Annotated in this window: 24 protein-coding genes; 10 read left to right on the top strand and 14 right to left on the bottom strand. The window is 40.6% G+C overall.

From position 1 onward, the window contains the following. Positions 1-27: 27 nt before the first annotated feature. Positions 28-570 (bottom strand): TetR/AcrR family transcriptional regulator, encoded by a 543-nt coding sequence (locus tag CWC02_RS16175; protein WP_138619343.1) that lies wholly within the window; start codon positions 568-570, stop codon positions 28-30. A 100-nt stretch (positions 571-670) separates the two neighbouring features. Between CWC02_RS16175 and CWC02_RS16170 the strand changes: the two genes are divergently transcribed. Then, positions 671-1,147 carry an HPP family protein gene (locus CWC02_RS16170; protein ID WP_138619341.1) on the top strand — a complete coding sequence of 159 codons (477 nt, stop codon included), beginning with the start codon at positions 671-673 and terminating at the stop codon, positions 1,145-1,147. Positions 1,148-1,177: 30 nt separating this feature from the next. Here the strand turns inward: CWC02_RS16170 and CWC02_RS16165 are convergent, their stop codons facing one another. Then, entirely contained in the window at positions 1,178-1,555 is a 378-nt protein-coding gene (locus CWC02_RS16165) for a hypothetical protein (protein ID WP_054561783.1), read from the bottom strand. A 150-nt stretch (positions 1,556-1,705) separates the two neighbouring features. Here CWC02_RS16165 and CWC02_RS16160 point away from each other — a divergent pair, with 150 nt between their 5' ends. Continuing rightward, complete coding sequence (locus CWC02_RS16160) at positions 1,706-2,458, top strand: Nif3-like dinuclear metal center hexameric protein (RefSeq protein WP_138619339.1); 753 nt, start codon at positions 1,706-1,708, stop codon at positions 2,456-2,458. Between the two features lie 5 nt (positions 2,459-2,463). On the opposite strand, the gene CWC02_RS16155 is transcribed toward CWC02_RS16160, so the two are convergent. Together CWC02_RS16155 and CWC02_RS16150 are read right to left on the bottom strand one after the other, a co-directional pair. Then, a complete protein-coding gene (locus CWC02_RS16155) occupies positions 2,464-3,228 on the bottom strand; it encodes a YdcF family protein (protein WP_138619337.1) in 765 nt (254 codons plus the stop codon). 55 nt (positions 3,229-3,283) lie between these two features. Further along, positions 3,284-4,171, bottom strand: coding sequence for a LysR substrate-binding domain-containing protein (locus CWC02_RS16150; RefSeq protein WP_054551603.1), 888 nt, complete (start codon positions 4,169-4,171; stop codon positions 3,284-3,286). A gap of 361 nt (positions 4,172-4,532) precedes the next feature. Here CWC02_RS16150 and CWC02_RS16145 point away from each other — a divergent pair, with 361 nt between their 5' ends. Beyond that, positions 4,533-5,177 (top strand): alpha/beta fold hydrolase, encoded by a 645-nt coding sequence (locus tag CWC02_RS16145; RefSeq protein ID WP_249364122.1) that lies wholly within the window; start codon positions 4,533-4,535, stop codon positions 5,175-5,177. 2 nt (positions 5,178-5,179) lie between these two features. Continuing rightward, positions 5,180-6,004, top strand: coding sequence for an alpha/beta hydrolase (locus tag CWC02_RS16140; protein ID WP_138619335.1), 825 nt, complete (start codon positions 5,180-5,182; stop codon positions 6,002-6,004). Here CWC02_RS16140 and CWC02_RS16135 read toward each other — a convergent pair. From CWC02_RS16135 to CWC02_RS16125, 3 genes are all read right to left on the bottom strand, one after another. After that, positions 6,001-6,480, bottom strand: a complete 480-nt coding sequence (locus tag CWC02_RS16135; RefSeq protein ID WP_055196855.1) for a YchJ family protein — start codon at positions 6,478-6,480, stop codon at positions 6,001-6,003. The genes CWC02_RS16140 and CWC02_RS16135 overlap by 4 nt on opposite strands. Before the next feature lie 40 nt (positions 6,481-6,520). After that, positions 6,521-6,958, bottom strand: a complete 438-nt coding sequence (locus tag CWC02_RS16130) for a SulA-like leucine-rich domain-containing protein (RefSeq protein ID WP_054551944.1) — start codon at positions 6,956-6,958, stop codon at positions 6,521-6,523. Positions 6,959-7,260: 302 nt separating this feature from the next. Next, positions 7,261-9,186 (bottom strand): S9 family peptidase, encoded by a 1,926-nt coding sequence (locus CWC02_RS16125; RefSeq protein WP_138619333.1) that lies wholly within the window; start codon positions 9,184-9,186, stop codon positions 7,261-7,263. Positions 9,187-9,335: 149 nt separating this feature from the next. On the opposite strand from CWC02_RS16125, the gene CWC02_RS16120 reads away from it, so the two are divergent. Further along, complete coding sequence (locus tag CWC02_RS16120) at positions 9,336-9,938, top strand: ATP-binding cassette domain-containing protein (RefSeq protein WP_138619331.1); 603 nt, start codon at positions 9,336-9,338, stop codon at positions 9,936-9,938. Next, positions 9,935-11,029 (top strand): DUF6136 family protein, encoded by a 1,095-nt coding sequence (locus tag CWC02_RS16115; protein WP_138619329.1) that lies wholly within the window; start codon positions 9,935-9,937, stop codon positions 11,027-11,029. The genes CWC02_RS16120 and CWC02_RS16115 overlap by 4 nt, the downstream gene beginning before the upstream one ends. On the opposite strand, the gene fadE is transcribed toward CWC02_RS16115, so the two are convergent. Next, a complete protein-coding gene (fadE, locus tag CWC02_RS16110) occupies positions 11,026-13,482 on the bottom strand; it encodes an acyl-CoA dehydrogenase FadE (RefSeq protein ID WP_138619327.1) in 2,457 nt (818 codons plus the stop codon). The two genes, CWC02_RS16115 and fadE, sit on opposite strands and share 4 nt — an antisense overlap. A 336-nt stretch (positions 13,483-13,818) precedes the next feature. Between fadE and CWC02_RS16105 the strand changes: the two genes are divergently transcribed. Next, positions 13,819-14,583, top strand: a complete 765-nt coding sequence (locus CWC02_RS16105; RefSeq protein ID WP_138599717.1) for a class II glutamine amidotransferase — start codon at positions 13,819-13,821, stop codon at positions 14,581-14,583. 15 nt (positions 14,584-14,598) lie between these two features. On the opposite strand, the gene CWC02_RS16100 is transcribed toward CWC02_RS16105, so the two are convergent. The 5 genes from CWC02_RS16100 to cmoA form a co-directional block, all read right to left on the bottom strand. Continuing rightward, positions 14,599-15,414: a DUF3108 domain-containing protein gene (locus CWC02_RS16100; protein WP_138619325.1), complete on the bottom strand. Its 816-nt coding sequence runs from the start codon at positions 15,412-15,414 to the stop codon at positions 14,599-14,601. Next, positions 15,359-16,006: a phosphoribosylglycinamide formyltransferase gene (gene purN / locus CWC02_RS16095; protein WP_054551594.1), complete on the bottom strand. Its 648-nt coding sequence runs from the start codon at positions 16,004-16,006 to the stop codon at positions 15,359-15,361. The genes CWC02_RS16100 and purN overlap by 56 nt, the downstream gene beginning before the upstream one ends. Then, a complete protein-coding gene (purM, locus tag CWC02_RS16090; protein WP_054551593.1) occupies positions 16,006-17,058 on the bottom strand; it encodes a phosphoribosylformylglycinamidine cyclo-ligase in 1,053 nt (350 codons plus the stop codon). Before purM ends, purN begins: the two co-directional genes overlap by 1 nt. A 200-nt stretch (positions 17,059-17,258) precedes the next feature. Beyond that, a complete protein-coding gene (cmoB, locus tag CWC02_RS16085) occupies positions 17,259-18,227 on the bottom strand; it encodes a tRNA 5-methoxyuridine(34)/uridine 5-oxyacetic acid(34) synthase CmoB (protein WP_054551592.1) in 969 nt (322 codons plus the stop codon). A 27-nt stretch (positions 18,228-18,254) separates the two neighbouring features. Further along, positions 18,255-18,980 carry a carboxy-S-adenosyl-L-methionine synthase CmoA gene (gene cmoA / locus CWC02_RS16080; RefSeq protein WP_063706202.1) on the bottom strand — a complete coding sequence of 242 codons (726 nt, stop codon included), beginning with the start codon at positions 18,978-18,980 and terminating at the stop codon, positions 18,255-18,257. Positions 18,981-19,098: 118 nt separating this feature from the next. On the opposite strand from cmoA, the gene CWC02_RS16075 reads away from it, so the two are divergent. Beyond that, a complete protein-coding gene (locus tag CWC02_RS16075) occupies positions 19,099-19,779 on the top strand; it encodes a DUF3334 family protein (protein ID WP_054551591.1) in 681 nt (226 codons plus the stop codon). A 93-nt stretch (positions 19,780-19,872) separates the two neighbouring features. Here the strand turns inward: CWC02_RS16075 and CWC02_RS16070 are convergent, their stop codons facing one another. Further along, entirely contained in the window at positions 19,873-20,265 is a 393-nt protein-coding gene (locus tag CWC02_RS16070; RefSeq protein WP_138619323.1) for a hypothetical protein, read from the bottom strand. A 345-nt stretch (positions 20,266-20,610) separates the two neighbouring features. Here CWC02_RS16070 and CWC02_RS16065 point away from each other — a divergent pair, with 345 nt between their 5' ends. Then, the gene (locus CWC02_RS16065; protein WP_138619321.1) at positions 20,611-20,847 is read left to right on the top strand and encodes a hypothetical protein; all 237 of its coding nucleotides are present in this window, start codon (positions 20,611-20,613) and stop codon (positions 20,845-20,847) included. A gap of 119 nt (positions 20,848-20,966) precedes the next feature. Next, positions 20,967-21,224 carry an immunity protein TriTu family protein gene (locus CWC02_RS16060; RefSeq protein WP_138619319.1) on the top strand — a complete coding sequence of 86 codons (258 nt, stop codon included), beginning with the start codon at positions 20,967-20,969 and terminating at the stop codon, positions 21,222-21,224. Positions 21,225-21,230 lie beyond the last annotated feature (6 nt).

Raw genomic sequence — 21,230 nt, 5'->3', positions numbered from 1 at the left:
CCATTGTGCCGCTTTTTTATTGTTTATTTATTGCTTTAAATAAGGAAACTGTTTAATTCCTACTAGTTTTGCTTGGCAGATCATGCCCTCTACAAGCGTCATAAAATAGTGGCTGTGTGAGTCGAGCTGCGAGCTTTCCATGTTTTCACACGCTGATAGACGCTGTTTAATTAACTGCTGTACTGCCATTTTATGCTCTTTGCAGGCTTGATTTATCGGGCTTGCAGGATCAGCAAACTCAGCAGCGGTGTTAATAAATAAACAGCCATTAAAATCACCTAACTCAGTCACCTCAGAATTAAACCAAGCTTCATGGCAGCTGATCAAAGCTACTTTAAACTCTTCAATAGTGGTTAGTTTGCTGGTGGCATGCGTTAACCAATTTAAAAATCGGGTATGTCGCTCACTAAGGCACGCTAATAACAATTCATCTTTACTTGTGAAATGGTGGTACATGGTTTTTTTGGCGACACCCGCCACACTAATAATTTCGTTTATCCCCACACTATGAATGCCTTTTTGATAAAAAAGTGACAGGGCGGTCAAAATAATATGTTTTCGTTTATCCATAACAAGGCCTCATTGGGTGACTAATGACAGCTTGACAGAAGTAGACCGAGTTGTCTACTATTTGCTGGGTAGACAAGTCGGTCTACCTATTGGAGGTTTTATGGAGAATAAAGTAAGCAAGGCGGCCGTTGCGGGTATATTTGCTTGTATGGCAATTTTTGTGTTGGCCAATTTACAGCAATTAGGAAGTTATGGTGTGTGGTTGATGGCCCCATTTGGAGCAACTGCGGTGTTGGTATTTGGTGTGCCACATAGTCCGCTTGCGAAAGCGAAGAATGTTATCGGTGGGCACTTTTTAACTGCACTAATCGGCGTTGTTTTTGTAAATTATGTCGGTGTAGGGCCTGTTGAAATTGCTATAGCCACAGGGTTGGCAATTAGCCTAATGATGTTGACGGACACAGTACATCCTGCTGCAGGCGCAAACCCAATTTTGATAATGCAATCTATGCAAAGCTGGGATTTTTTAGTGATGCCTGTATTGATTGGAACCGTATTTATTGTGTTGTTTGGCCATAGTAGCCAATGGGTTATAACTAGCCAAATGAACAGCCATAAAAAAACCGCTAACGAGTAGCGGTTTTTAAAATTGCTAAGTGTAATTTGATTACACAACACCACGCGGTAAACGACAATCGTGGTCTTTTTCAGCTAGGTTAACAATCCAAAGCTCTTCAGCTTTGTAACCGTCATCGTTTGCTGTAACAACAGTGAACGATGCTTTCTTAGCTGTTTTAGCCGGTGCAGCGGTTTTAGTTTTGGTTTTTTTCGCTGGTGCTTTAGGTGCTTCTTCTGCTTTAGGCTCAGCTGTTTTACCAGAAGTGAGCTCTTCAGTCAGTGCTGCAACATCAGCAAGGCGCATATTTTTGCCACCGTCGATGCTATACCAACCAGGTTTTGTTGTGATTTCAGGTTTCTTACCATTCGCTGCTTCGTATGCTGCTTCGAAGGCATTTAACACTTCTGTTTTGTCTAGTTTGCTCATCAGAGACCCTATACGTTGTAAACACAGATTAAGAATATATATTTATACCTATTTTCAGCTTACTTTTCAATTTTTTGCGATTTTCCTTCCATTTTTCACTCATAAACGCCAAAATTTGCACAAAATAGAGGGTTGAAGGACGATTTTTATATGCAACGCAAACAATTTACTCAATTATTAAACGACATTCTTAAACCTGATTCTATCGCTGACTTTTGCCCAAATGGCTTACAAGTTGAAGGTGCGAGCGAAGTAAAAAAGATAGTGACGGGTGTCACAGCTAGCCAAGCATTGATTGATGCCGCTATTGCAGAAAATGCAGATACTATTTTGGTACATCACGGCTATTTCTGGAAAGGGGAATCGCAGCCAATCACGGGCATGAAAAAGCGCCGTATTGCAGCACTTTTAAATAATGATATTAACTTATATGGCTATCACTTACCGCTAGATATACACCCTGAAATTGGTAATAACGCGCAACTGGCTAAGTTACTTGATATTGAGTTCACAGGTGGGCTTGAATCTGGTCCAAATAGTGTACCGGTGAAAGGGCGTTTAAAAACACCTTTAAGTGGTGAAGAATTTACCGCCAAAATAACCCAAGTACTTAACCGTGCACCATTAGCTAGTTTGGTAAGAAAAGAGAAAATTGAAACCATCGCTTGGTGCACAGGTGGCGGACAAGGGTATATTGATTTAGCAGCTGCCCAAGGGATTGATGCTTATCTTACAGGTGAGGCTTCTGAGCAAACGATTCATAGTTCACGCGAGCAAGGTATCGACTTTTTTGCAGCTGGTCACCATGCTACTGAGCGTTATGGCATTAAAGCCTTAGGCGAGCTTTTAGCTGAGCAGCATGGTTTTGATGTGACGTTTATCGATATCGACAATCCAGTCTGATTGTTCTACAGCGCTTCTGGATCAATCCAGCGGCGCACACTCACCCAAGCACTGCCAATTTTCTCATGCGCGACTCTGGTCACTGCAACAAGTACTGCAATGTTAGGTATAAACTGCTTATACGTTGGATACTGACTAAAATCTTGAAAGTCGGTTGCCGCTGGTATCACATCAATGCCTTGTGCATTAAATAAGTCTTTCGCACGTGGCATGTGGCTCGCTGAGGTGACAAGCGCTGTTTTTTTATCGACTAAATAAATGGCAAGTCGTTTCGCCTCTTCTGCGGTATCCATAGCGAGAGGGTTTTGTTTAACTCTCGTTGCAGATATACCTAACGCTTTTGCTGTTTCAAACATGAGCTGACTATTGGTGGTATTAGCAAAACCGCCTCCTGATACATAGAGGGTGGCATTTGGGTAGTGATGGGCAAGCTTAACACCTTCAAGTAATCGAGCAAGCGCACAATCGCCTAGCTGGTGGTTTGCTTGAAGACGCGAGTTGGGCATTATTGAGCAACCAAGTACCACAATATTATCGAGTTTAGGATGTTTTGCTTGGTTAAATTGCCATGCAGGGTTATTGCTTGCAGCTATCAGTGACTGACCAATAAATGGCGTGCTTATCAGCATTAAAGTTAAAATGCTAACAAAGCCAAAATAGAGTGCTTTGCGTTTATGTGTAACGGCTAAAAATACCATCACTAAAGTAAGCAGCCCAAGCAACGGCAGAGGCATTAATAATGAGCCAATGATCTTTTTAATTTCAAACATGTATTAACATTATTATTAGTAATTGATGCTGCTATGTTAGTTATTTTGCCTTGTTTTAGCGACCGTTATTTTGCTTACACGTATTTAAAAAGTGGCGATAAACTGGGTTATCTTTCATATTCTTTTTCATCGCTAAATACATAGGGCGAGTAAGGCCTAGTGCACCTAACGGAATAGACTTAATGAGTCCTTGGCTTTCATAAGGAGTGACTAGCCAGTCTGGTAATGCTGCAACCCCCATACCTGCACTCACTAATTGAAATATCAATAAGCCTTGGTCAACCGTTTTAAGCGTGCCATCAAAGCGTGCATTTTGAATAAAATGTTTAAAGATGTCTTGGCGCTCACGGGGAATAGGGTACGAAATAATTGTTTCGTTTTTTAAATCAAGGGCGGTGACATAGGCTTTTTTTGCCAACTCATGATCCGGTGCGACTATCAGCTTTAATTTAAAATCAAATAGGTGAGCATACTCAAGCTGATCGGGTTCACGAATATCAGAAGTCAGCACTAGATCTAATTCATCATTAATTAAATCTGGAATGGCGTCGTAACTAAAGCCGCGCTCGTAATCAATTTTAATATCAGGCCAAAAATTATTAAATTCTTTGATGGTTGGGAGCAACCAATGAAAGCAGGCATGACACTCAACGCTTAAACGTAAATTTGAGATTGGCTGGTTAAGGCTTTCTTTTAACCGACATTTTGTTGCCTCAACACGAGGTAATACTTCATTAGCAAGCTCCAGAAGTAGCATACCTTGCGGAGTAAAACGCACAGGCTGTGTTTTACGTTCGAATAGCTGGCAATCTAACTTATTCTCGAGATCTTTAATTTGATGCGATAAAGCCGATTGAGTTAAAAACAACTCACGGGCGGTATTGACCAAAGAGCCTGTTTCTTTAAGGGTCGCTATGGTTTTTAGGTGCTTTATATCAATCATCTTTAAAAAATCTCATGGAAAATGTGAGTCTAACTCAGATTACGAACATACTACGCCTTAGAATTTATTTTTTCAACGTCTAGACGTCTAAAATATGTGGTTATTTTAACTGCTTTTTTACAATACGCCTTTTTATAAATAATTGACAGCGTTGTCATGAGGTTTTTTGTAGTTTAACTATGAAATTCCATGAATTTACCTCAAGTTGAAACTTGCAGTTTAAATCGTGATACAGCTTGCGATTAGTAATTTGATATTTAATTAAAATTACTGAGAGTAGGGTTTAGTTGTTTGCTAAGATATTATTTTTTAGGTGTTATTATCTTCTATTAGGTGTAACGTGATTTTTAAAGGAATGCTTGTGATACGTACCGTAATTTTACTCTGTGCATGCTGGGTTTTGCCTGTTTGCGCTGGCACTATTTACAGCCAGTTTCCAACAGAGATTGACCCGCATGGTCACTACATTTTTTATTCACATGGTTTTATCGTTGAAGGGACAAACCCTAAGCCTGTTCACAAAACCTTTGGGGTTTATGATTTTGTGGCTGTAAAAGAAGCACTGGCAGATGAAAGCTATCATTTAATTGCCTATCACAGGCCAAAAGGTACTGAGCCATTTACGTTTGCGAAAAAACTCGCTGCAGATATTGAAGCATTGATTAGTGCCGGTGTTGCTGAGTCGAACATTAGTTTGGTTGGTTTTTCACGGGGCGGGGCATTGTCGATCCTGGCGGCTAATGAACTTAAACGTACACATATTAACTTAATTATATTGGCAGGGTGTGCAGGCCTAGTTAAAAAGCACTCTTCAGTTAAGGCTTATGGCAAAGTGTATTCTATCTTTGAGCGCTCAGATCAGGTTGGCTCTTGCCAATTTTTAATTGATAGAAGTGACGTAACCAAGTTCGAAGAAATAAGCATTAATACAGGGCTCTCCCATGGCGCATTTTATAAACCAAAAGATGAGTGGCTGTTACCAATTAAGAAGTGGCTAAAGGATTAACTATGCCTTATTTACTGTTAGTTATTGTGATCAGTGTTTTGAGTGTGAGCTCTGTAAGCAATGCTGAGCCGTTTACTTTGCCACGTACTAATACTGTGTTACTTAAAGATAAACATACCAAAAACGAATACCCCATTACGATTAAATTGCCACGCAGCTACCAAAAGCAGAACCAGAAGCGCTACCCAGTTATTTACCTATTAGATGCAAACTACAGTTTGCCAATTGCCTCTGGTGCTAGTCGCTTTATGATGAATTCGGGGGCTATAGAGGAGGTAATTATCGTTGCAGTTGGATATCAAAAAGGTGTATCTGGGCTCAATAGCCGTATTTATGACTATACGCCATTTGAAGATAAAAATTGGCAGCGTAAAACAGGCGGAGCAAGTCAGTATCTAAATTACCTAAAACATACTGTATTGCCTCATATTGAGGCTCACTACAGAACAACCCAAAAAAGTACGTTAGTCGGTAACTCACTTGGCGGTTTATTTGCGGCTTATACCTTATTCACTGAGCCTTCGCTTTTTTCAAATTATATTATCGGCAGTCCTTCAGTGTGGTTTAAGCAGCACAGCCTGTTAGCTTTGCCTGTCGTACCTGCAGGTAAAGCAACTAAAGTGTACATTGGTATCGGAGAACTTGAAGAAAGTGAAGGTGAAAAAATGGTGTCGGGCGCAAGGCAATTAGCAGCTAAAATTAATAAACAAAGCGGCGCGCTGGTTACAACAAATTTATTTGTTATTCCTCAGGCACGCCATGCAACCGCATTCCCAACAACGATTACCCAAGCCTTAGACTGGATTTACCAGGTTAATGGTAACTAAAGAGCGTGACACTTTTTATATTTTTTGCCGCTCCCACAAGGGCACTCGTCGTTACGGCCTATTTTAATATCTGCAACTGGCGTTATATCACCGTCTAGGTAACGCCATAGGCCATCTTCTTTAATAAAACGCGACTTCTCGTGTAACTCACAATACAAGTTTTGATAAAAGTAATTAGCTTTAAATTCGACAAAACCTTCTTGATCGTTATGTTCAGTATCTAAAACACTTAGCTTGGTAAAACGGCAGCTATTAGCAAAATCTTTAATTTCGCGAACAGGGTTAGCGGCTTGCTGGCTTTGTGCATAGGTACTAAATACATATTTTGCATCTTTTAGTGCGTAAGCACTAAAACGAGAACGCATAAGTTGCTCTGGCGTATCAGCTTGGCTTGCACCTGTATGAAAAGGCTGGCAGCAAAGCTCGTAAGTCGATTCGCTGCCACAAGGACAAAGGGAGTGTGTGAGTGATGTCATAACAACTTACCTAAAACTATAAATTGTTATTTTAACAAGCCTATTGTGGCTGCGGTACTAAATTGTTTAATTGAGCGCTTTTTGTAAAACAATAAAATTTAGCAGATGCCTGCTCAAGGTTTAAGTTCATCGAATCAAGTTGATGATTGTTTACAATATCTGTCCATGTGATCACAGCAGCAAAATTACCGTTATGTAATGCTGAACTAAGAACGTACTCAAGATTAACTAAATGTTTTTGTCTGATCACAAGAAGTTTGCTGGTATCAATCGAACACGAATCTAATAATGCTTTACTAGGAACATGATCAGGAGCAATTAGCAGTGTCCATGCATTTTGGCTATTGTAATGATGCAATACTTTTAATAGCTCAAAGGTTGCTGAAATTTCGTCTTCAATTTGAATTAAATTAACAGACGCTTTGTCGTTATCTTGTTGATAGCTTTTAACTGTTCTTAAGGTAATTGGCTGTAACATAACTTTCACTCACTGGTTGTTTATACAGTATGTGTATACAGTAGTTTATACAGTATTTTTGCGCAAGTACTTTTTTGCTATTTTTTAACCAATGATTCAGTTTTATTTTAATAAAAACAATTTAATTGTTATTAAACAATGGTTTATTGTTTTGGTTTGAAGGTGGAAAAAGATGAAAAATTTACCATTAAATATATACAGTGTTTTATACAGTACTGTATAAACTGCTAAATTTTGATTCTATACAGGTGTTTTGCATAAAAAAGCCGGCATAATACCGGCTCTTTAGCTTTGCAATTTTGCTATTTATCTAAGTAGGTATTTAAAAACTCAAGGTATGCATTTGAGGCTTTTATGCGGTTTTCTTTTTTAGTAAAACCATGGCCTTCATCATCAAATAATACATATTCGACAGGCACACCATTTGCCTTTACAGCGGCAACAAGTTCATCGCTTTCAACTTGTAAAACGCGTGGGTCGTTAGCACCTTGGATCACCATTAATGGCTTGGTGATGTTTTTAGCATGAAATAGTGGCGAAATGGCACGGTGACGTTCACCGTCTGTCGCGGGGTCGCCCATTTCATCATACAGTGCCTTTTTAAAGCTTTCCCACCATGGTGGAATCGAGTTCAAGGTTCTAACCCAGTTTGTTACACCAAATATATTAATGCCTACTTTGAACTCTTCAGGTTCAAAGGCAAGTGCGGCGGCGGTCATAAAGCCACCATAGCTGCCCCCCATAATGCCAATTTTATCAGCATCAACCCAATCTAGGCTTTGCAGGTGTTTTTTACCGTAAACAATATCTTGTAAATCGTCAGTGCCGTGTTTTTTATCATCTAAATGGAAGAAGGTTTTACCATAGCCTGAGCTGCCACGGTTATTAACTGCAAAAATGGCATAACCATGATTGACTAGATGCTGCTGCATTGCACTATATCCTGTACGACTTTGGCCGCCAGGACCGCCGTGCACCCAAACTAAAGCTGGTACTTTGTTGTTGCTATTAGCTTGCTTAGGCTTATATAAAACCCCGGGGATCTCTAAACCATCAAAGCTTTTAAAGCGCACAATTGTGCTTTCAACCAAGTCATTTTGATTAATTGCATCACTTAATGTGTTGGTTAATTGTTTAGCTTTTGATTCACCGAGTTGCCACACAAATAGGTTACTTGGTGAGGTATCTGAATTTAAATAAAACGCCATGGTCTTTTCATCAGCTGAAAAGTTCACACCACGTAAATTACCAGCTGGCAGCGATGGCATGGCAATACCTTTACCTGTGGTGGTATCAATTATCGACACTTTAGTGCTTGCGTCAGCATTAACACCGCTTACTTGATAACGGCCAGATTTAGAGAAGTAGATAAAACTCACATCCCACTCATCTTTGAGGGCAGGGCTGTGCTCGCCGGTCGTTAAGTCATAGCGCCACACTTCTGCAAACTCACCTTTGGCGTCGGTTGAGTAATATAATGATTTACTGTCTCTTGAGAAGGTTTCTGGACCATACTTAGCGTCGTCGTCATGACGGGTAATGAGCTCTGGTTTCAGTGTTTTTTTACGCGTATCGAGAATAAATACATCGCTGTCTTTGTTCGAATTGTTTTTCGATAAAGCAATAAATCGACCGTCAGGGCTGATCGCACCGACATCTAGCCCCATGGTATTTTGGTAAACAGGCGTTACTTCATAGCTATTAGCATCAACACGATATAGGTCCATAAACTTAGCATCACGCTGATTGCTGGTTATAAAAAAGTGTTTACTGTCTTCTGTGAAACCTGCAAATCCTGCTCTGGTTTCTTCACCTGGCGTAAGATCTTTAACTGTGCCGTCTGTTTCGCGAACATAGATGTGATAACGCTCGTTACCGCCAGAGTCTTTAGTAAATAGTACGCGCTCATCTTTAGGGAAATAAGCCACAGCATACGTACTGTCTTCAAAGTCTGTTAAGCGGGTTTTTTTGGCGGTTTTTATATCTACTTCATAAAGGCTATAAATGCCGCTTTCGTCACTGCTAACGAGTATTTTGTCGCCTTTTGGTGAAAAGCTGCTGCCCATAATTGAGGTTGTATCAAAAAAGGTTTCAGCATCATACTGTTTAACAGTTTGGCTTTGTTGCACGCTTTCGGTGCTACTTGTTGATGGGGTTGATTGAGAACATCCTGCAAGCGCCAGGCTAAGCGCGCATGCAACGGCTGCTAGTTGAAAACTCGGTTTCATTGTAATTATTCCTTGTTAATTTTTCGTTATCAAGTGTTGCCTGTTCATAATCTAAACGCAAGTTTTACCCGTTCGATATTTGTTACAAATCATGTAACTAATAAGAGATATGAGTGTGTTACTATTTTTTCACTATTAAAGGGATAAACATGATTGAAATTAACAACCTCAATAAGCGCTTTGCTTCAGCCCACGTTTTTGAAAACTATAATAAGCAATTTCAAGGTAAACGAGTTTGTTTACAGGCAGCCAATGGCAGAGGAAAAACAACATTACTGATGATGCTAGCAGGCCTTGAAAAGCCTCAATCAGGGCAGGTTTTATATAATAATCAAGCATTAAAATCGCCGCAAAACAATGTTTCAATTGCTAGCGACCGTATTGCTCTGCCAGATTTTTTAACTGCGCGACAAGTTATTGAACTTAGTTGCAAGGCGTTAAAGAAAGACATGCCAGAGCAACTCATTACTGGATTTAACTTTAAAGAGCACCTAAATACTCGCTTTAGTGCTTTGTCGAGTGGCAATCAAAAGAAGTGTCAGCTTATCACTGCCTTTTTAAAGCAAGCTCCATTTTTGCTATTAGATGAACCGAGTGCTGCACTTGATCAAACAAGTATAAAATTTTTGCTGACCTTACTTGATGACTACCTTGATGACTACCTTGATGATAAACCTAATGGGCAAATTATCATTACAAGCCACGAACCAGAAGTGTTTATACAGCACGGTTTTGAGTGCACATCACTATGATAAATTCCTTTGCAAGTTACTTCTCATTCCTTTCTTTTCGATACTTAGCATATACGACCACCCTCAAGAGCATGCTGTCTCAATTAAAGAGTTTTAGCTTGTTGTTTGCACTGGTACTGGGCCCAGCTTTTCTTGGTATGGTTTTATTGTTGTTTCTAGGACTTGGTAAAATAGTCGATAGCCATGCAGCACCTGGTTACGGTGCAAAATTAGCAGTAATTTATCTTTTACTTGAATCAGTAATGTTATGGGCCATGGCACCAGCCATTAAAAATGAGCAAAATAGGGCATTTCAGCGAAGTCTATATAAATCCTCTTGGCGAGTATGTGTTGACTGCAAGTTACTACTGTTAAGTAATGCTTGGCTTATTGCCAGTTTACTAATAGCAGTCGACCTATCGTTAAAGCAATGGCTACAAGTGCCTCATTTTATACTGTTTATGCTGTTGCAGTGGCTATGTGGAGTATTTGTTCTTTATAGGCCACGTGCACTTTTTTATAGTTTATTACTCAGTTCTATCTTGGTATTACTGCCTGCTAGTTTAACTTCACTGCAATACTATCTAAGTTTTATTGCAATTTTCGGCTGTTCGATTTTACTCCCACCTGTAAGAATAAGTCATAAGTTAAAAGTACACTCGCTTGCTTTGTTTTGGCTTAGTTACTTTATACAGCATAGCTGGAGCTTAATATGGCGTGGTTCAGTCTTGCTAGCATGCTTGCTCGCTTTATTACAGCTAATTGCAGTGCGTAATGACTTTAGCGACTTGGTACTGGCTTTGGCTTTTTCAGTATGCGTGTTGCTAACAAGCTCGCTGCAGTTCGATTGCTTGGCTGTTTTTAAAAAATATCGGCTGTTCTTTCAAAGCAATAACCAAGATAAGCCGTTTTATATAAGCCAGTTTTTACCGAGCTTTATATTTTTTTCTGTGGCTTTCATTGTCGTTATAAGCATGCTTGGCACTAACTTGATTTACATCCCTATTGGGGCAGTGTGGTGTGTATTGCAGCAATATTTAGCGCAAAAAAAACCAGCGCAATTTGCGCTGGTTTGGTTTTTCATAACAATTGGAATTGTTTTGCTAGCTTAAGCGGCGTCTGCTTTTTTATCGCTCTCGCCGCGGGCAACATTACCTGCAACTAAGTCTGCTGGGTCAAAGTCGTCAACGTTAATAACGTCAAGACGGGCTTTTTCAACAGCAGCTAGTTTGTCAGCTTCAGCTTGGCTTAAAATGCCTGCTTCTAGGCCCATTTGCGCTACTTTATCAAGCTGGAAGAAAGGCAGTTTTACGCCTTTTTCACGGCATACCTTGTCAAACAGAGGCTCAACTTCAAGGATGTCTTTAAGCGTTTGCTCTTGACGACCAACAAGGTTAAGTGGCTCGTTTTTAAGATAAATGTAGTTAGCTAAACGGTTACGAGTTTCGCTTGGTACTTGTAATAAGTGAGCAAGTTTGTGCTCAAGCGTATCAGTAGGCTTACGTACTGGACGACCGAATGGGAATAACATGATTTTTAGCATCGCACGTAGTGGTGCAGATGGCATGTTATTGATTAAGTCAGCGAGTGCACGTTGGCAGTGGTAAAGGTGATCTTGGCAGCTCCATTGAACAAGCGCAAAATCTTCTTTTTTACGGCCTTCGTCGTTGTAACGTTTAAGTGTTGCAGATACAAGGTATAAGTAGCTTAGTAAGTCACCTAAACGTGCAGAGATACGCTCTTTACGTTTTAATGAACCACCAAATACTGCCATGCTGATATCTGACATTAATGCTAATGATGCACTGAAACGTGACGCAACACGATAAAACTCAGCTGTTTCGTCTTTGTATGGTGTACTTGTGAAGCGAGCATTTGTTAATGCTAACCACTTAGTACGAACAAGGTTCGAAATAGTAAAGCCAACGTGACCCATTAACGCTTTATCGAATACTGCAAGCGCTTCTTCGCGGTCTTCAATAGCACAAGCACCTAGCTCAGTTAACACAAATGGATGACAACGAATTGCACCTTGACCATAAATGATCATGTTACGCGTTAATATATTTGCACCTTCAACGGTAATTGCAATTGGCGCACCTTGGTAACCGCGACCTAAGTAGTTGTTTGGACCAAGCATGATGCCTTTACCACCATGAACATCCATGCCGTGAATCGTTGCTTCACGCATTTGCTCAGTTAAGTGGTATTTGATAATCGCAGAGACAACCGATGGTTTTTCACCAAGGTCAACAGCCCCTGTAGACATGCTCACTGCAGCATCAGAGCTATATGCGTAACCTGCAAGTTTTGCCATTGATTCTTCAACACCTTCCATTTGACCAATTGGTAAACGGAATTGACGGCGAATACGGCTGTAAGAGCCTGTTGCAAGCGCAATTGTTTTAATGCCACCTGTTGAGTTAGACGGCAATGTAATTGCACGACCAACAGATAAACATTCAACAAGCATACGCCAGCCTTGACCAGCCATTTTCGGGCCACCAATGATGTAATCAAGTGGTACGAAGATGTCTTTACCGCGAGTAGGACCATTTTGGAATGGTACGTTTAGCGGGAAGTGACGACGGCCAATTTCGACCCCTGGAGTATCTGTAGGGATCAGCGCACAGGTAATACCAGGTTCTTTGTCATCACCTAGTAAACCGTCTGGATCTTGTAGTTTAAATGCAAGACCAAGTACAGTCGCAACAGGAGCAAGAGTAATGTAACGCTTGTTCCACGTTAGGCTAATACCAACAACTTCTTCGCCGTTCCATTGACCTTTACAAACAACACCGTAATCTGGAATTGCACTTGCGTCAGAACCGGCTTCTGGTGATGTTAAAGCAAAACATGGAATTTCTTGACCACTTGCTAAGCGTGGTAAGTAATGATCTTTTTGCTCTTTAGTACCATAGTGCTGAAGTAATTCGCCCGGACCTAATGAGTTAGGTACACCTACGATAGAAGAAAGTAACGTTGATTTACTAGTTAGCTTTTGCAGTACACATGATTGTGCATAAGCAGAAAACTCTAAACCGCCGAATTCTTTTTTGATGATCATGGCAAAGAATTTATTATCTTTTAGATATTGCCAAACATCTTGCGGTAAATCAGTTAGTTCGTGAGTTGCGTGCCAGTCATCTAGCATGCTGCACACTTCTTCAACTGGACCATCAATAAACGCTTGCTCTTCGATAGTCAGTTTAGGTGCTGGGTATTGGTGTAATTTGTTCCAGTCAGGACGACCGCAAAATAGATCCGCTTCCCACCACGTCGTACCGGCATCGATTGCTGATTTTTCAGTATCCGACATCGTCGGGGTTACTTTTTTGAAAGCAGCGAAGATAGGTTTGATGATGTATTGTTGACGAACGCCAGTCACAGAAAGTGGCACAGCGATAAGTAAGAATAGTAGCCAACTAATTGCGCCAAACGCGCCAGCAAATGTGCCAACAAGTAAAGTCGCAACGGCAATACCTAAGCAGGTATTCCAGCTTGCTCTGTGGTAACTCGCAATACTAAGCAGCACGAGTAAACCAAGTAAAAATATGAGAGTCATTGATTATTCCTTAATAGAGGTCAGACCACCTCTTTTAGAGTAGCGCTAGAAAAGCGAATTATCAAGAGGGGAACAAGGATTAAAACGGCTTGTTTGGTGAGTTTTATTATTTTAAAAATGGCTATCAGTGCAAAAACATTTACAGCAGATGAGGAATTGTTGAGTAATTACTTATAATCAGCGCCGTTATACTTACGATTAGTTGTGAATTGCTCAGATAGTTCTGAAAATCTCAGCATAGCAGTTGCCATCCTTAGCGGTATGTTTAACAATGAGCGCAGGCAGGGATCAGCCCATCATGCCTTCCTTCGATTAGTTTTATAGGTTAAGAGTTCTATGTGTGAGTTGCTTGGCATGTCGGCCAATGTACCAACGGATATTTGTTTCAGTTTTTCAGGATTATTAGAACGCGGTGGTAATACTGGCCCGCATAAAGATGGCTGGGGCATCACTTTTTACGAAGGCAAAGGCTGTCGTACATTTAAAGATCCTGAGCCAAGTTGCCAATCAGAAATTGCCAAACTAGTTAAAGCCTATCCAATAAAAAGTATTTCGGTGATAAGCCATATTCGCCAAGGTAATCGTGGCCGAGTGTGTCTTGAAAATACCCACCCATTTACTCGCGAGTTATGGGGCCGTGAAATTACGTATGCTCACAACGGGCAACTATCGAATTATCATGATTTAAAACCAGATTACTATCGACCTGTGGGGAATACAGACAGTGAACTGGCGTTTTGTTGGCTGCTCGATAAAATTCGCGAAAAATACCCTAAACGCCCATCAAATATGGCTTCTGTATTTCGTTATGCTGCCAAGCTTGCCCACACACTGCGTGAAAAAGGCGTATTTAATATGCTGCTTACTGATGGTGTTTATGTTTTAGCTTATTGCACCAATAACCTACATTGGATCACACGCCGTGCGCCGTTTGGCAAAGCGACATTAATTGATGCTGATATGGTGGTTGATTTTCAAAAAGAAACCACACCGAACGATGTGGTTACTGTGATTGCAACACGGCCACTTACCAATGATGAACGCTGGCAGAAAATGGAGCCAGGTGAGTTTGCACTGTTTAAAATGGGCGAAAAGATTTAAATAAAAGATGAAGCGCTACTCAGGCGCTTCATTACTCACTTCTTGTTGCACTTCATTTGGAACACTAACAGGTGTGGTCACGGTGAATGAATTGAGCTGCACTTCAAATTGCTCTACGCCTTTTTCACCTTTCCACATACGAACTAGCATGTAGTCCATTTCTGGGGCAAACCAAGCAAGCGCTTGACGCTTATCGTTATCGTATAATCGTTTTACTTTAATCGCTTCTACATTACCAATAGGTAGCGAAATCATTTCTGTGCCGACAACTTCAAAGTCATAATTACGAAGGTTGCCTTTTTTATCAATCAGTGGATACGATAATTGCGTTTTACCTTGTTTTAGCTCTTCGCGTACTTGCACTTGATAAGACAGTGAATCTTGAAAATCATCTGACCAATCAATTTTAAGAGGGTATTTACTTTGGCTGCTTTGAACTTGCTTTTGCGTAGCATCAAATTTTAAGCTGTACTCTTTATCAGGCCCGGTGCCCGAACGCTCCATAGTGTAACTTAGCGGAGAAATTTTCTGATCATGATAAGTAAACATGGATGTTTCTTTTCGTGAGTCTGAAAAAATCATCCATTCGATTTCACTGTGATAAGTGATCACGTAGTTACCGTCTGAGGCTTTTTTCAGCTCGCGTACTGCTTTACCATGGGTTTCGCCTTTACGAAGTACATCGTATTTGGCTTCGTATTGAGTGAGGTCGCCAGCTAATACACTGGTAGGAAGTAATAAAGTGCCCACACAAGCGAGTAGGGCACTTAGATTTTTATTCTGGGTAGTGCGCGCCGTGTGCAGGAAGTTTCTTTTCGTCAAAAACTGCATAATCTGCTTCCATCTTGAGTCGTTGTTCACTGAACCACTTGACCACCAACGGATAGATTATATGTTCTTGCTGATGAACACGTTGTGCGAGTGTCTCTGCGGTATCGTTTTCGAGTACCGGCACTTTGGCTTGAAGAACAACGGGACCGCCGTCTAGCTCTTCTGTGACAAAGTGAACACTAACACCATGAACGTCATCTTTTGCATCTATCGCTCGTTGGTGGGTATTCAGCCCTTGGTACTTAGGCAACAAAGAAGGGTGAATGTTCAACATTTTTCCCTTAAACTTTTGCACTAAGCTAGGTGTAAGAATACGCATAAAACCAGCTAATACAACTAGATTTGGTTCAAAATTGTCAATAATGTCCATTAACTCAGCATCATAGGCCTCGCGCGAGTCAAAATCTTTATGGCTTAGTACACGTGTTTGTATACCTGCATTTTTTGCTCGCTCAAGGCCATAGGCGTCGGCTTTATTACTAATTACAGCGGCGATTTCGGCCTTTATCTCACCACGCGCACACGCGTCAATGATGGCTTGAAGGTTAGAACCGCTACCAGAAATTAATACAACAAGACGACAAGGGGTCATTAGTCACGACCACCTAAAATTTCTACTTGCTCTTCGCCTGCTTTCGCATCTTGGATCTCACCGATATGCCATGCATTTTCGCCAAGATCTTTAAGGATTGTTAAGCTTTGCTCAAGTTTGTCAGCTGGAACAACTAAAACCATGCCTACACCACAGTTGAATGTACGGTACATTTCGTGTGTTGTGATGTTGCCGTTTTCTTGTAACCAGTTGAAAACAACAGGCCATTCCCAGCTATCACCTTTGATTACTGCTTTTGCAGATTCAGGAAGTACGCGCGGGATGTTTTCCCAGAAACCACCACCCGTGATGTGAGATAACGCATGTACGTCAACCTGCTTGAATAGCTCAAGTAGTTGTTTAACGTAGATACGAGTTGGCTCTAAAAGGTGATCGCCAAGTGTTTTGCCTTCAAGCTCAGCGCTCGTGTCTGCGCCAGATACTTCAAGAACTTTACGAATTAATGAGAAGCCGTTTGAGTGAGGACCACTTGATGCAAGAGCGATTAATTGGTCGCCTGCAGCAACTTTAGTACCGTCGATAATTTTTGATTTTTCTACAACACCAGTACAGAAACCAGCCATGTCGTAGTCTTCGCCGTCGTACATACCTGGCATTTCAGCAGTTTCACCACCGATTAATGCACAGCCAGAAAGCTCACAGCCTTTACCAATACCTGTTACAACATCAGCCGCAGTATCTACGTCTAATTTACCCGTTGCATAGTAATCAAGGAAAAATAGTGGCTCTGCACCTTGTACAATAAGGTCGTTTACACACATAGCAACAAGGTCGATACCCACTGTGTCGTGCTTTTTAAGATCGATTGCTAAACGTAGTTTTGTACCAACACCGTCTGTGCCAGCAACCAGTACAGGCTCTTTATAGCCAGTTGGTAGTTCGCAAAGTGCGCCAAAACCACCGATACCGCCCATTACTTCAGGACGTCTGGTTTTTTTAACTACGCCTTTAATACGCTCAACAAGTGCATTACCGGCATCGATATCTACGCCCGCGTCTTTATAGCTAAGAGACTGTTTTTGTTCGCTCACAGGTTTTCCTCAAAAAAGTTGCATGTGGGTTGCTTAGAAACGCGCGTATTTTACAACAATTGCACTGGCGCGGCTAGTTGAAAAATCACTTTAACCGACTTGACAAGGACAGTTGTCCGGTTTTTTGTTTTCAAGTTACAAGGCAAAAGTATCAAGCAAATGAACTTTTAACCTTGAAACTCGAAACTTCTCACTATTTGTTAAGCTTTCGCGGTTAAAATAGCGCGCAGAGGGGCAGGGTAACCTTCAATGGTTTTGCTGGTGTCATTAGGGTCTAAAAAGTCGACTAATGATTCGTTTTCCATCCACTGGGTTTTGCGTTGTTCTTCAAGGGTTGTGATTGCACAGTCTTTAACTTGTACATCTTTAAAGCCAACGCGTTCCATCCATAGTTTTAATGCCGCGGTGCTTGGGATAAACCATACATTACGCATTTTTGCATAGCGGTCAGTTGGCACTAAAACTGTGTGCTCATCACCTTCTACAACCAGTGTTTCAAGGACTAACTCACCCCCTGGGCGAAGCTGCGCTTTTAATTGCGCTAAAAAGTCGATAGGCGAACGACGATGATATAAAACACCCATCGAAAAAACTGTATCGAATGCTTTTAGCTCTGGCAGAGCTTCAACACCTAACGGCAATAAATGCACGTTTTCATCTTGGTGATAATGCTTTATCGCTTGGAATTGGCATAAAAATAAATCGGATGGATCGATACCCACCACAAAATTTGCGCCTTCGCCACGCATGCGCCACAAGTGATAACCCGAGCCACAGCCAATATCAAGCACTGTGCGGCCTTTTAACGGTTCGATATGAGGCAGTAAACGATCCCATTTCCAATCACTGCGCCACTCAGTATCAATCTCGATACCGTGTAAGCTAAAGGGGCCTTTACGCCATGGCATCATGCGCTTTAATAAATGCGTTAACTGTTTTTGCTGACCTTCAGATAGCTCATCACCGGTGCCAATTTGTACTTTATCCTGAAGATTTACATGGTTTGTGCTTACCTCAGGTAAGTTTTTCAGCACTTTTTGCCATTTCGGTAAATCGCCGTGGCTGGCTTCGAGTTCCCAGTGCTTTAATTGACCTGGCAAAGTTTCGAGCCAGTGGCTAAGCGGGCTTTGTGCAATCGCAGCGTAAAATTGGTTAAACCATTGAGACATGAAATACTCTTTATATCGTTGTGATGATTACTTGATTGCAATCATCGAGCAGAAGTTAAAACATTGATACCACACTTGCGTTTGGCTAAAACCAATTTCACTTAATCGGTTTAAGTGGGTAGATAAATGATCTGGGCGCATGACATTTTCGATAGCGGTGCGCTTTTGGCTGATCTCAAGCTCCGAATAGCCGTTGTGACGTTTAAAATCATGGTGTAAATCAATGAGCAAATTATCGCATTGCTCATTTTCACCTCTAATTTTTTCGCTAAGTAGCAAAACGCCGCCAGGTTTTAAATTTGCGTAAATCTTTTCAAGCACCGCTTGGCGCTTTTCAGGTGGAATAAACTGTAGTGTAAAATTCATCGCAACCACAGAGGCATTCTCGATGGCTAAATCGTTGATATCACCTAGTGTAACTGTGACCGGCACGTCAGAGCGAAAACCTTGTAAATGTAATTTACAGCGCTCAACCATCGCTTCCGAGTTATCGACGGCAATGATATTACAGTTATCAGTGCGAATATTCCGGCGCATACTTAACGTTACAGCGCCAAGTGAACAGCCTAAGTCGTATAGGTTTGAATTACTTTGCGCGTACTCGCCAGCCAGTTTACCTATGGTGCTAACAATGGTTGCGTAACCCGGCACCGAGCGCTGGATCATATCAGGGAAAACTTCTACTACATGTTGGTCAAAGCTAAAGTCTTTAACCGCTTGCTCAGTGGCATAAATACTGTCTTTTTGCGTCACGTGAACAGTCTCTTTAAAAAATAATACCGCTATTTTAGCATTTTTAACTGGATAGTCAGTGATAAATTCAGTAGCTTGGCTAGAATTATCAATAACAAGTACAAAAAAGAGAAGTTTAATGACAAAAAGCAAAGTGATCAGTACTGAAGATATCTTATCAACTCTGTGTCATTCAGTGACTGGAGTTCTGTCTTCAGCAAGCGGTAACAGTATTAGTTATTCTGCCATGGTTCAAAAAATCACCCGCACCTGTATGCGCCCAGATATTGGCTGTTTTGTATTGTTCGATGGTGGTTTTACCGGTCTTGTGGTAACAAACTTCACCGCGCAAGCTGCCATGGAAATTTACCATGACTACATGCGTAACATGGGAATGCCAGAAGAAGAAATTGCACAAAGCCATTTATCAGATGATGTGGCAAACGTACTCGGCGAACTGATGAACCAAATCGTTGGTGACTTTACGTCAAAAGTACGCGACCAGCTGCATACTTCTATCACGCAAAACCAACCTAAGATGATGGCAATTAATAAGCAGGTGCAAATCTCTGTTGATACCACTATGGATAGACCACAAGCACGCCGTGTGACCTTCACCACAGCGAAGCAAAATATCTTCTATCTAGAATTAGCCATGGATAAAACTGAATTTATCAAACTACATGACTTTGATATTTCAGAAGCGGTTGACCCGGATGACATCATCGAAAACGAAGCTAAACAAAAAGCTGAAAAGCAAAAAGCATCATCACAAGCAGACGATGCAGATGATGATTTTATGGCAGAACTTGGTTTGTGACCAAAGACTTGAGCTGTCAGCTATCAGTTTTCAGCCGTCAGAGAAAATAGAGGCGCGGGTCAGACCGCGCTTTTTAACATTTCTGGCAGAATTTTATAGTACTTTCTGCAACCATGTTTTCTCATCTATTTTCAGATAAATTGCGCTAGTATTCTCTGAAGCCAATAATATCCCGTTAGGAAAAGAAGTCACTCTAAAATTAAATTTTTCTGTCTGCATTATTGAAAAAATAGAAACATATAAATCGTTTTTTGAAGCTTGAATATCACCCTTAGACTCTAAAATATTCAACATCATCTCGAATGCTTCATCTAGGCTCATTGATGAGAGTATAGTACTAGATGAAATTGCTTCAGCACCTCGACACTCTGAATACAAAGTAGTTTCACCTAATTGCATTGATGCTGCACATTGCTCTGCTTTAGCGCAGCCAATAGAAAGTAATGATAAAGAAAGTATTAAAGTGAATTTCAATTTAACGTGCATAATCTACCTCTATTCTCCAACCCCTCCACTGTGAAAAAATAATTTCAAGCATTTTAGGTGTTCGACTGAAGTTATCCAAGTTTGATTGAATAGTCAAAAGTGTTTTTATTTAACATGAGCTTTCAGCCATCAAATAAAAAGTAGAGGCGCAGGTTAGACTGCGTTTTTTTGTTTTAAAAAGGCTATAAGACTTAGTGTTCTATGTTGAGTTTATTTCAAGGCTGAAATTCAATTGAGGGTACTAAACCCTAAGTTTGAAATATGGTTTTTCAGCTTTCATTAAGTTAATGTCTTGGTGTGTAATACATAAATTAATCTACTGAAATAACTCAATAGGCAATTGAATTGAAGTTAAAACGCGCTGGGAGTGAGTTTCAAGTGTTTGTTACATTCCAAACTCAATCGGAGACTTTACATGTTGTACTTAATGGAGTCCGAGAGATTGATAATATTTCTGATTTGTTAGAAGCAAAACAACTTTGGCTCGAATATAGCGAATCTAATCAAGCTGAGTATGGCAAATTTACCCTAGGTATTTCACATGAGAGTTATACGGAAATTTGCTTTGACTCATTAGGTTAAGAGCCTTGTAAGCTACCTCGGTATAAAAATATTGCTTGGTAGCAATTGCTTACATTCTTATGTTGAGGAAAATAATGCTGCAAGAATTAGATAATTGGAGAAATTAAAAATCTAAAATTTTGACAATTGAAAAGCTCAAGGTGGTTCTCTCTGCTCAATTGGGTGAGCCAATTAAAGCTCAATACATCGAAATTAAAGGCAATGGCCTTATAGCAAGAGCAACACTTTGGGAAAATGGTAATCATGTATTAAAAGCTATGTGTTGTCACTCTGATAAGCAGGTAATTTTAAAACAGCTGAATTCATGTGATGTATGGCAAATTGACGATGAACTTAACTGGTGGTTGAGTCAAATTGTTATTTACGAATCTGCATAATCGATG

It is taken from the genome of Pseudoalteromonas sp. S2721 (assembly GCF_005887425.1).
In the GTDB taxonomy this organism is placed as follows: domain Bacteria; phylum Pseudomonadota; class Gammaproteobacteria; order Enterobacterales; family Alteromonadaceae; genus Pseudoalteromonas; species Pseudoalteromonas simplex.
This window is presented reverse-complemented; position numbering and strand designations above follow the sequence as displayed.

What these genes read in the sequence shown, in the direction of transcription:
- CWC02_RS16175 (WP_138619343.1), bottom strand. Translation starts at nt 570, where the DNA reads ATGGATAAACGAAAACATATTATTTTGACCGCCCTGTCACTTTTTTAT.
- CWC02_RS16170 (WP_138619341.1), top strand. Translation starts at nt 671, where the DNA reads ATGGAGAATAAAGTAAGCAAGGCGGCCGTTGCGGGTATATTTGCTTGT.
- CWC02_RS16165 (WP_054561783.1), bottom strand. Translation starts at nt 1,555, where the DNA reads ATGAGCAAACTAGACAAAACAGAAGTGTTAAATGCCTTCGAAGCAGCA.
- CWC02_RS16160 (WP_138619339.1), top strand. Translation starts at nt 1,706, where the DNA reads ATGCAACGCAAACAATTTACTCAATTATTAAACGACATTCTTAAACCT.
- CWC02_RS16155 (WP_138619337.1), bottom strand. Translation starts at nt 3,228, where the DNA reads ATGTTTGAAATTAAAAAGATCATTGGCTCATTATTAATGCCTCTGCCG.
- CWC02_RS16150 (WP_054551603.1), bottom strand. Translation starts at nt 4,171, where the DNA reads ATGATTGATATAAAGCACCTAAAAACCATAGCGACCCTTAAAGAAACA.
- CWC02_RS16140 (WP_138619335.1), top strand. Translation starts at nt 5,180, where the DNA reads ATGCCTTATTTACTGTTAGTTATTGTGATCAGTGTTTTGAGTGTGAGC.
- CWC02_RS16135 (WP_055196855.1), bottom strand. Translation starts at nt 6,480, where the DNA reads ATGACATCACTCACACACTCCCTTTGTCCTTGTGGCAGCGAATCGACT.
- CWC02_RS16130 (WP_054551944.1), bottom strand. Translation starts at nt 6,958, where the DNA reads ATGTTACAGCCAATTACCTTAAGAACAGTTAAAAGCTATCAACAAGAT.
- CWC02_RS16125 (WP_138619333.1), bottom strand. Translation starts at nt 9,186, where the DNA reads ATGAAACCGAGTTTTCAACTAGCAGCCGTTGCATGCGCGCTTAGCCTG.
- CWC02_RS16120 (WP_138619331.1), top strand. Translation starts at nt 9,336, where the DNA reads ATGATTGAAATTAACAACCTCAATAAGCGCTTTGCTTCAGCCCACGTT.
- CWC02_RS16115 (WP_138619329.1), top strand. Translation starts at nt 9,935, where the DNA reads ATGATAAATTCCTTTGCAAGTTACTTCTCATTCCTTTCTTTTCGATAC.
- fadE (WP_138619327.1), bottom strand. Translation starts at nt 13,482, where the DNA reads ATGACTCTCATATTTTTACTTGGTTTACTCGTGCTGCTTAGTATTGCG.
- CWC02_RS16105 (WP_138599717.1), top strand. Translation starts at nt 13,819, where the DNA reads ATGTGTGAGTTGCTTGGCATGTCGGCCAATGTACCAACGGATATTTGT.
- CWC02_RS16100 (WP_138619325.1), bottom strand. Translation starts at nt 15,414, where the DNA reads ATGCAGTTTTTGACGAAAAGAAACTTCCTGCACACGGCGCGCACTACC.
- purN (WP_054551594.1), bottom strand. Translation starts at nt 16,006, where the DNA reads ATGACCCCTTGTCGTCTTGTTGTATTAATTTCTGGTAGCGGTTCTAAC.
- cmoB (WP_054551592.1), bottom strand. Translation starts at nt 18,227, where the DNA reads ATGTCTCAATGGTTTAACCAATTTTACGCTGCGATTGCACAAAGCCCG.
- CWC02_RS16075 (WP_054551591.1), top strand. Translation starts at nt 19,099, where the DNA reads ATGACAAAAAGCAAAGTGATCAGTACTGAAGATATCTTATCAACTCTG.
- CWC02_RS16070 (WP_138619323.1), bottom strand. Translation starts at nt 20,265, where the DNA reads ATGCACGTTAAATTGAAATTCACTTTAATACTTTCTTTATCATTACTT.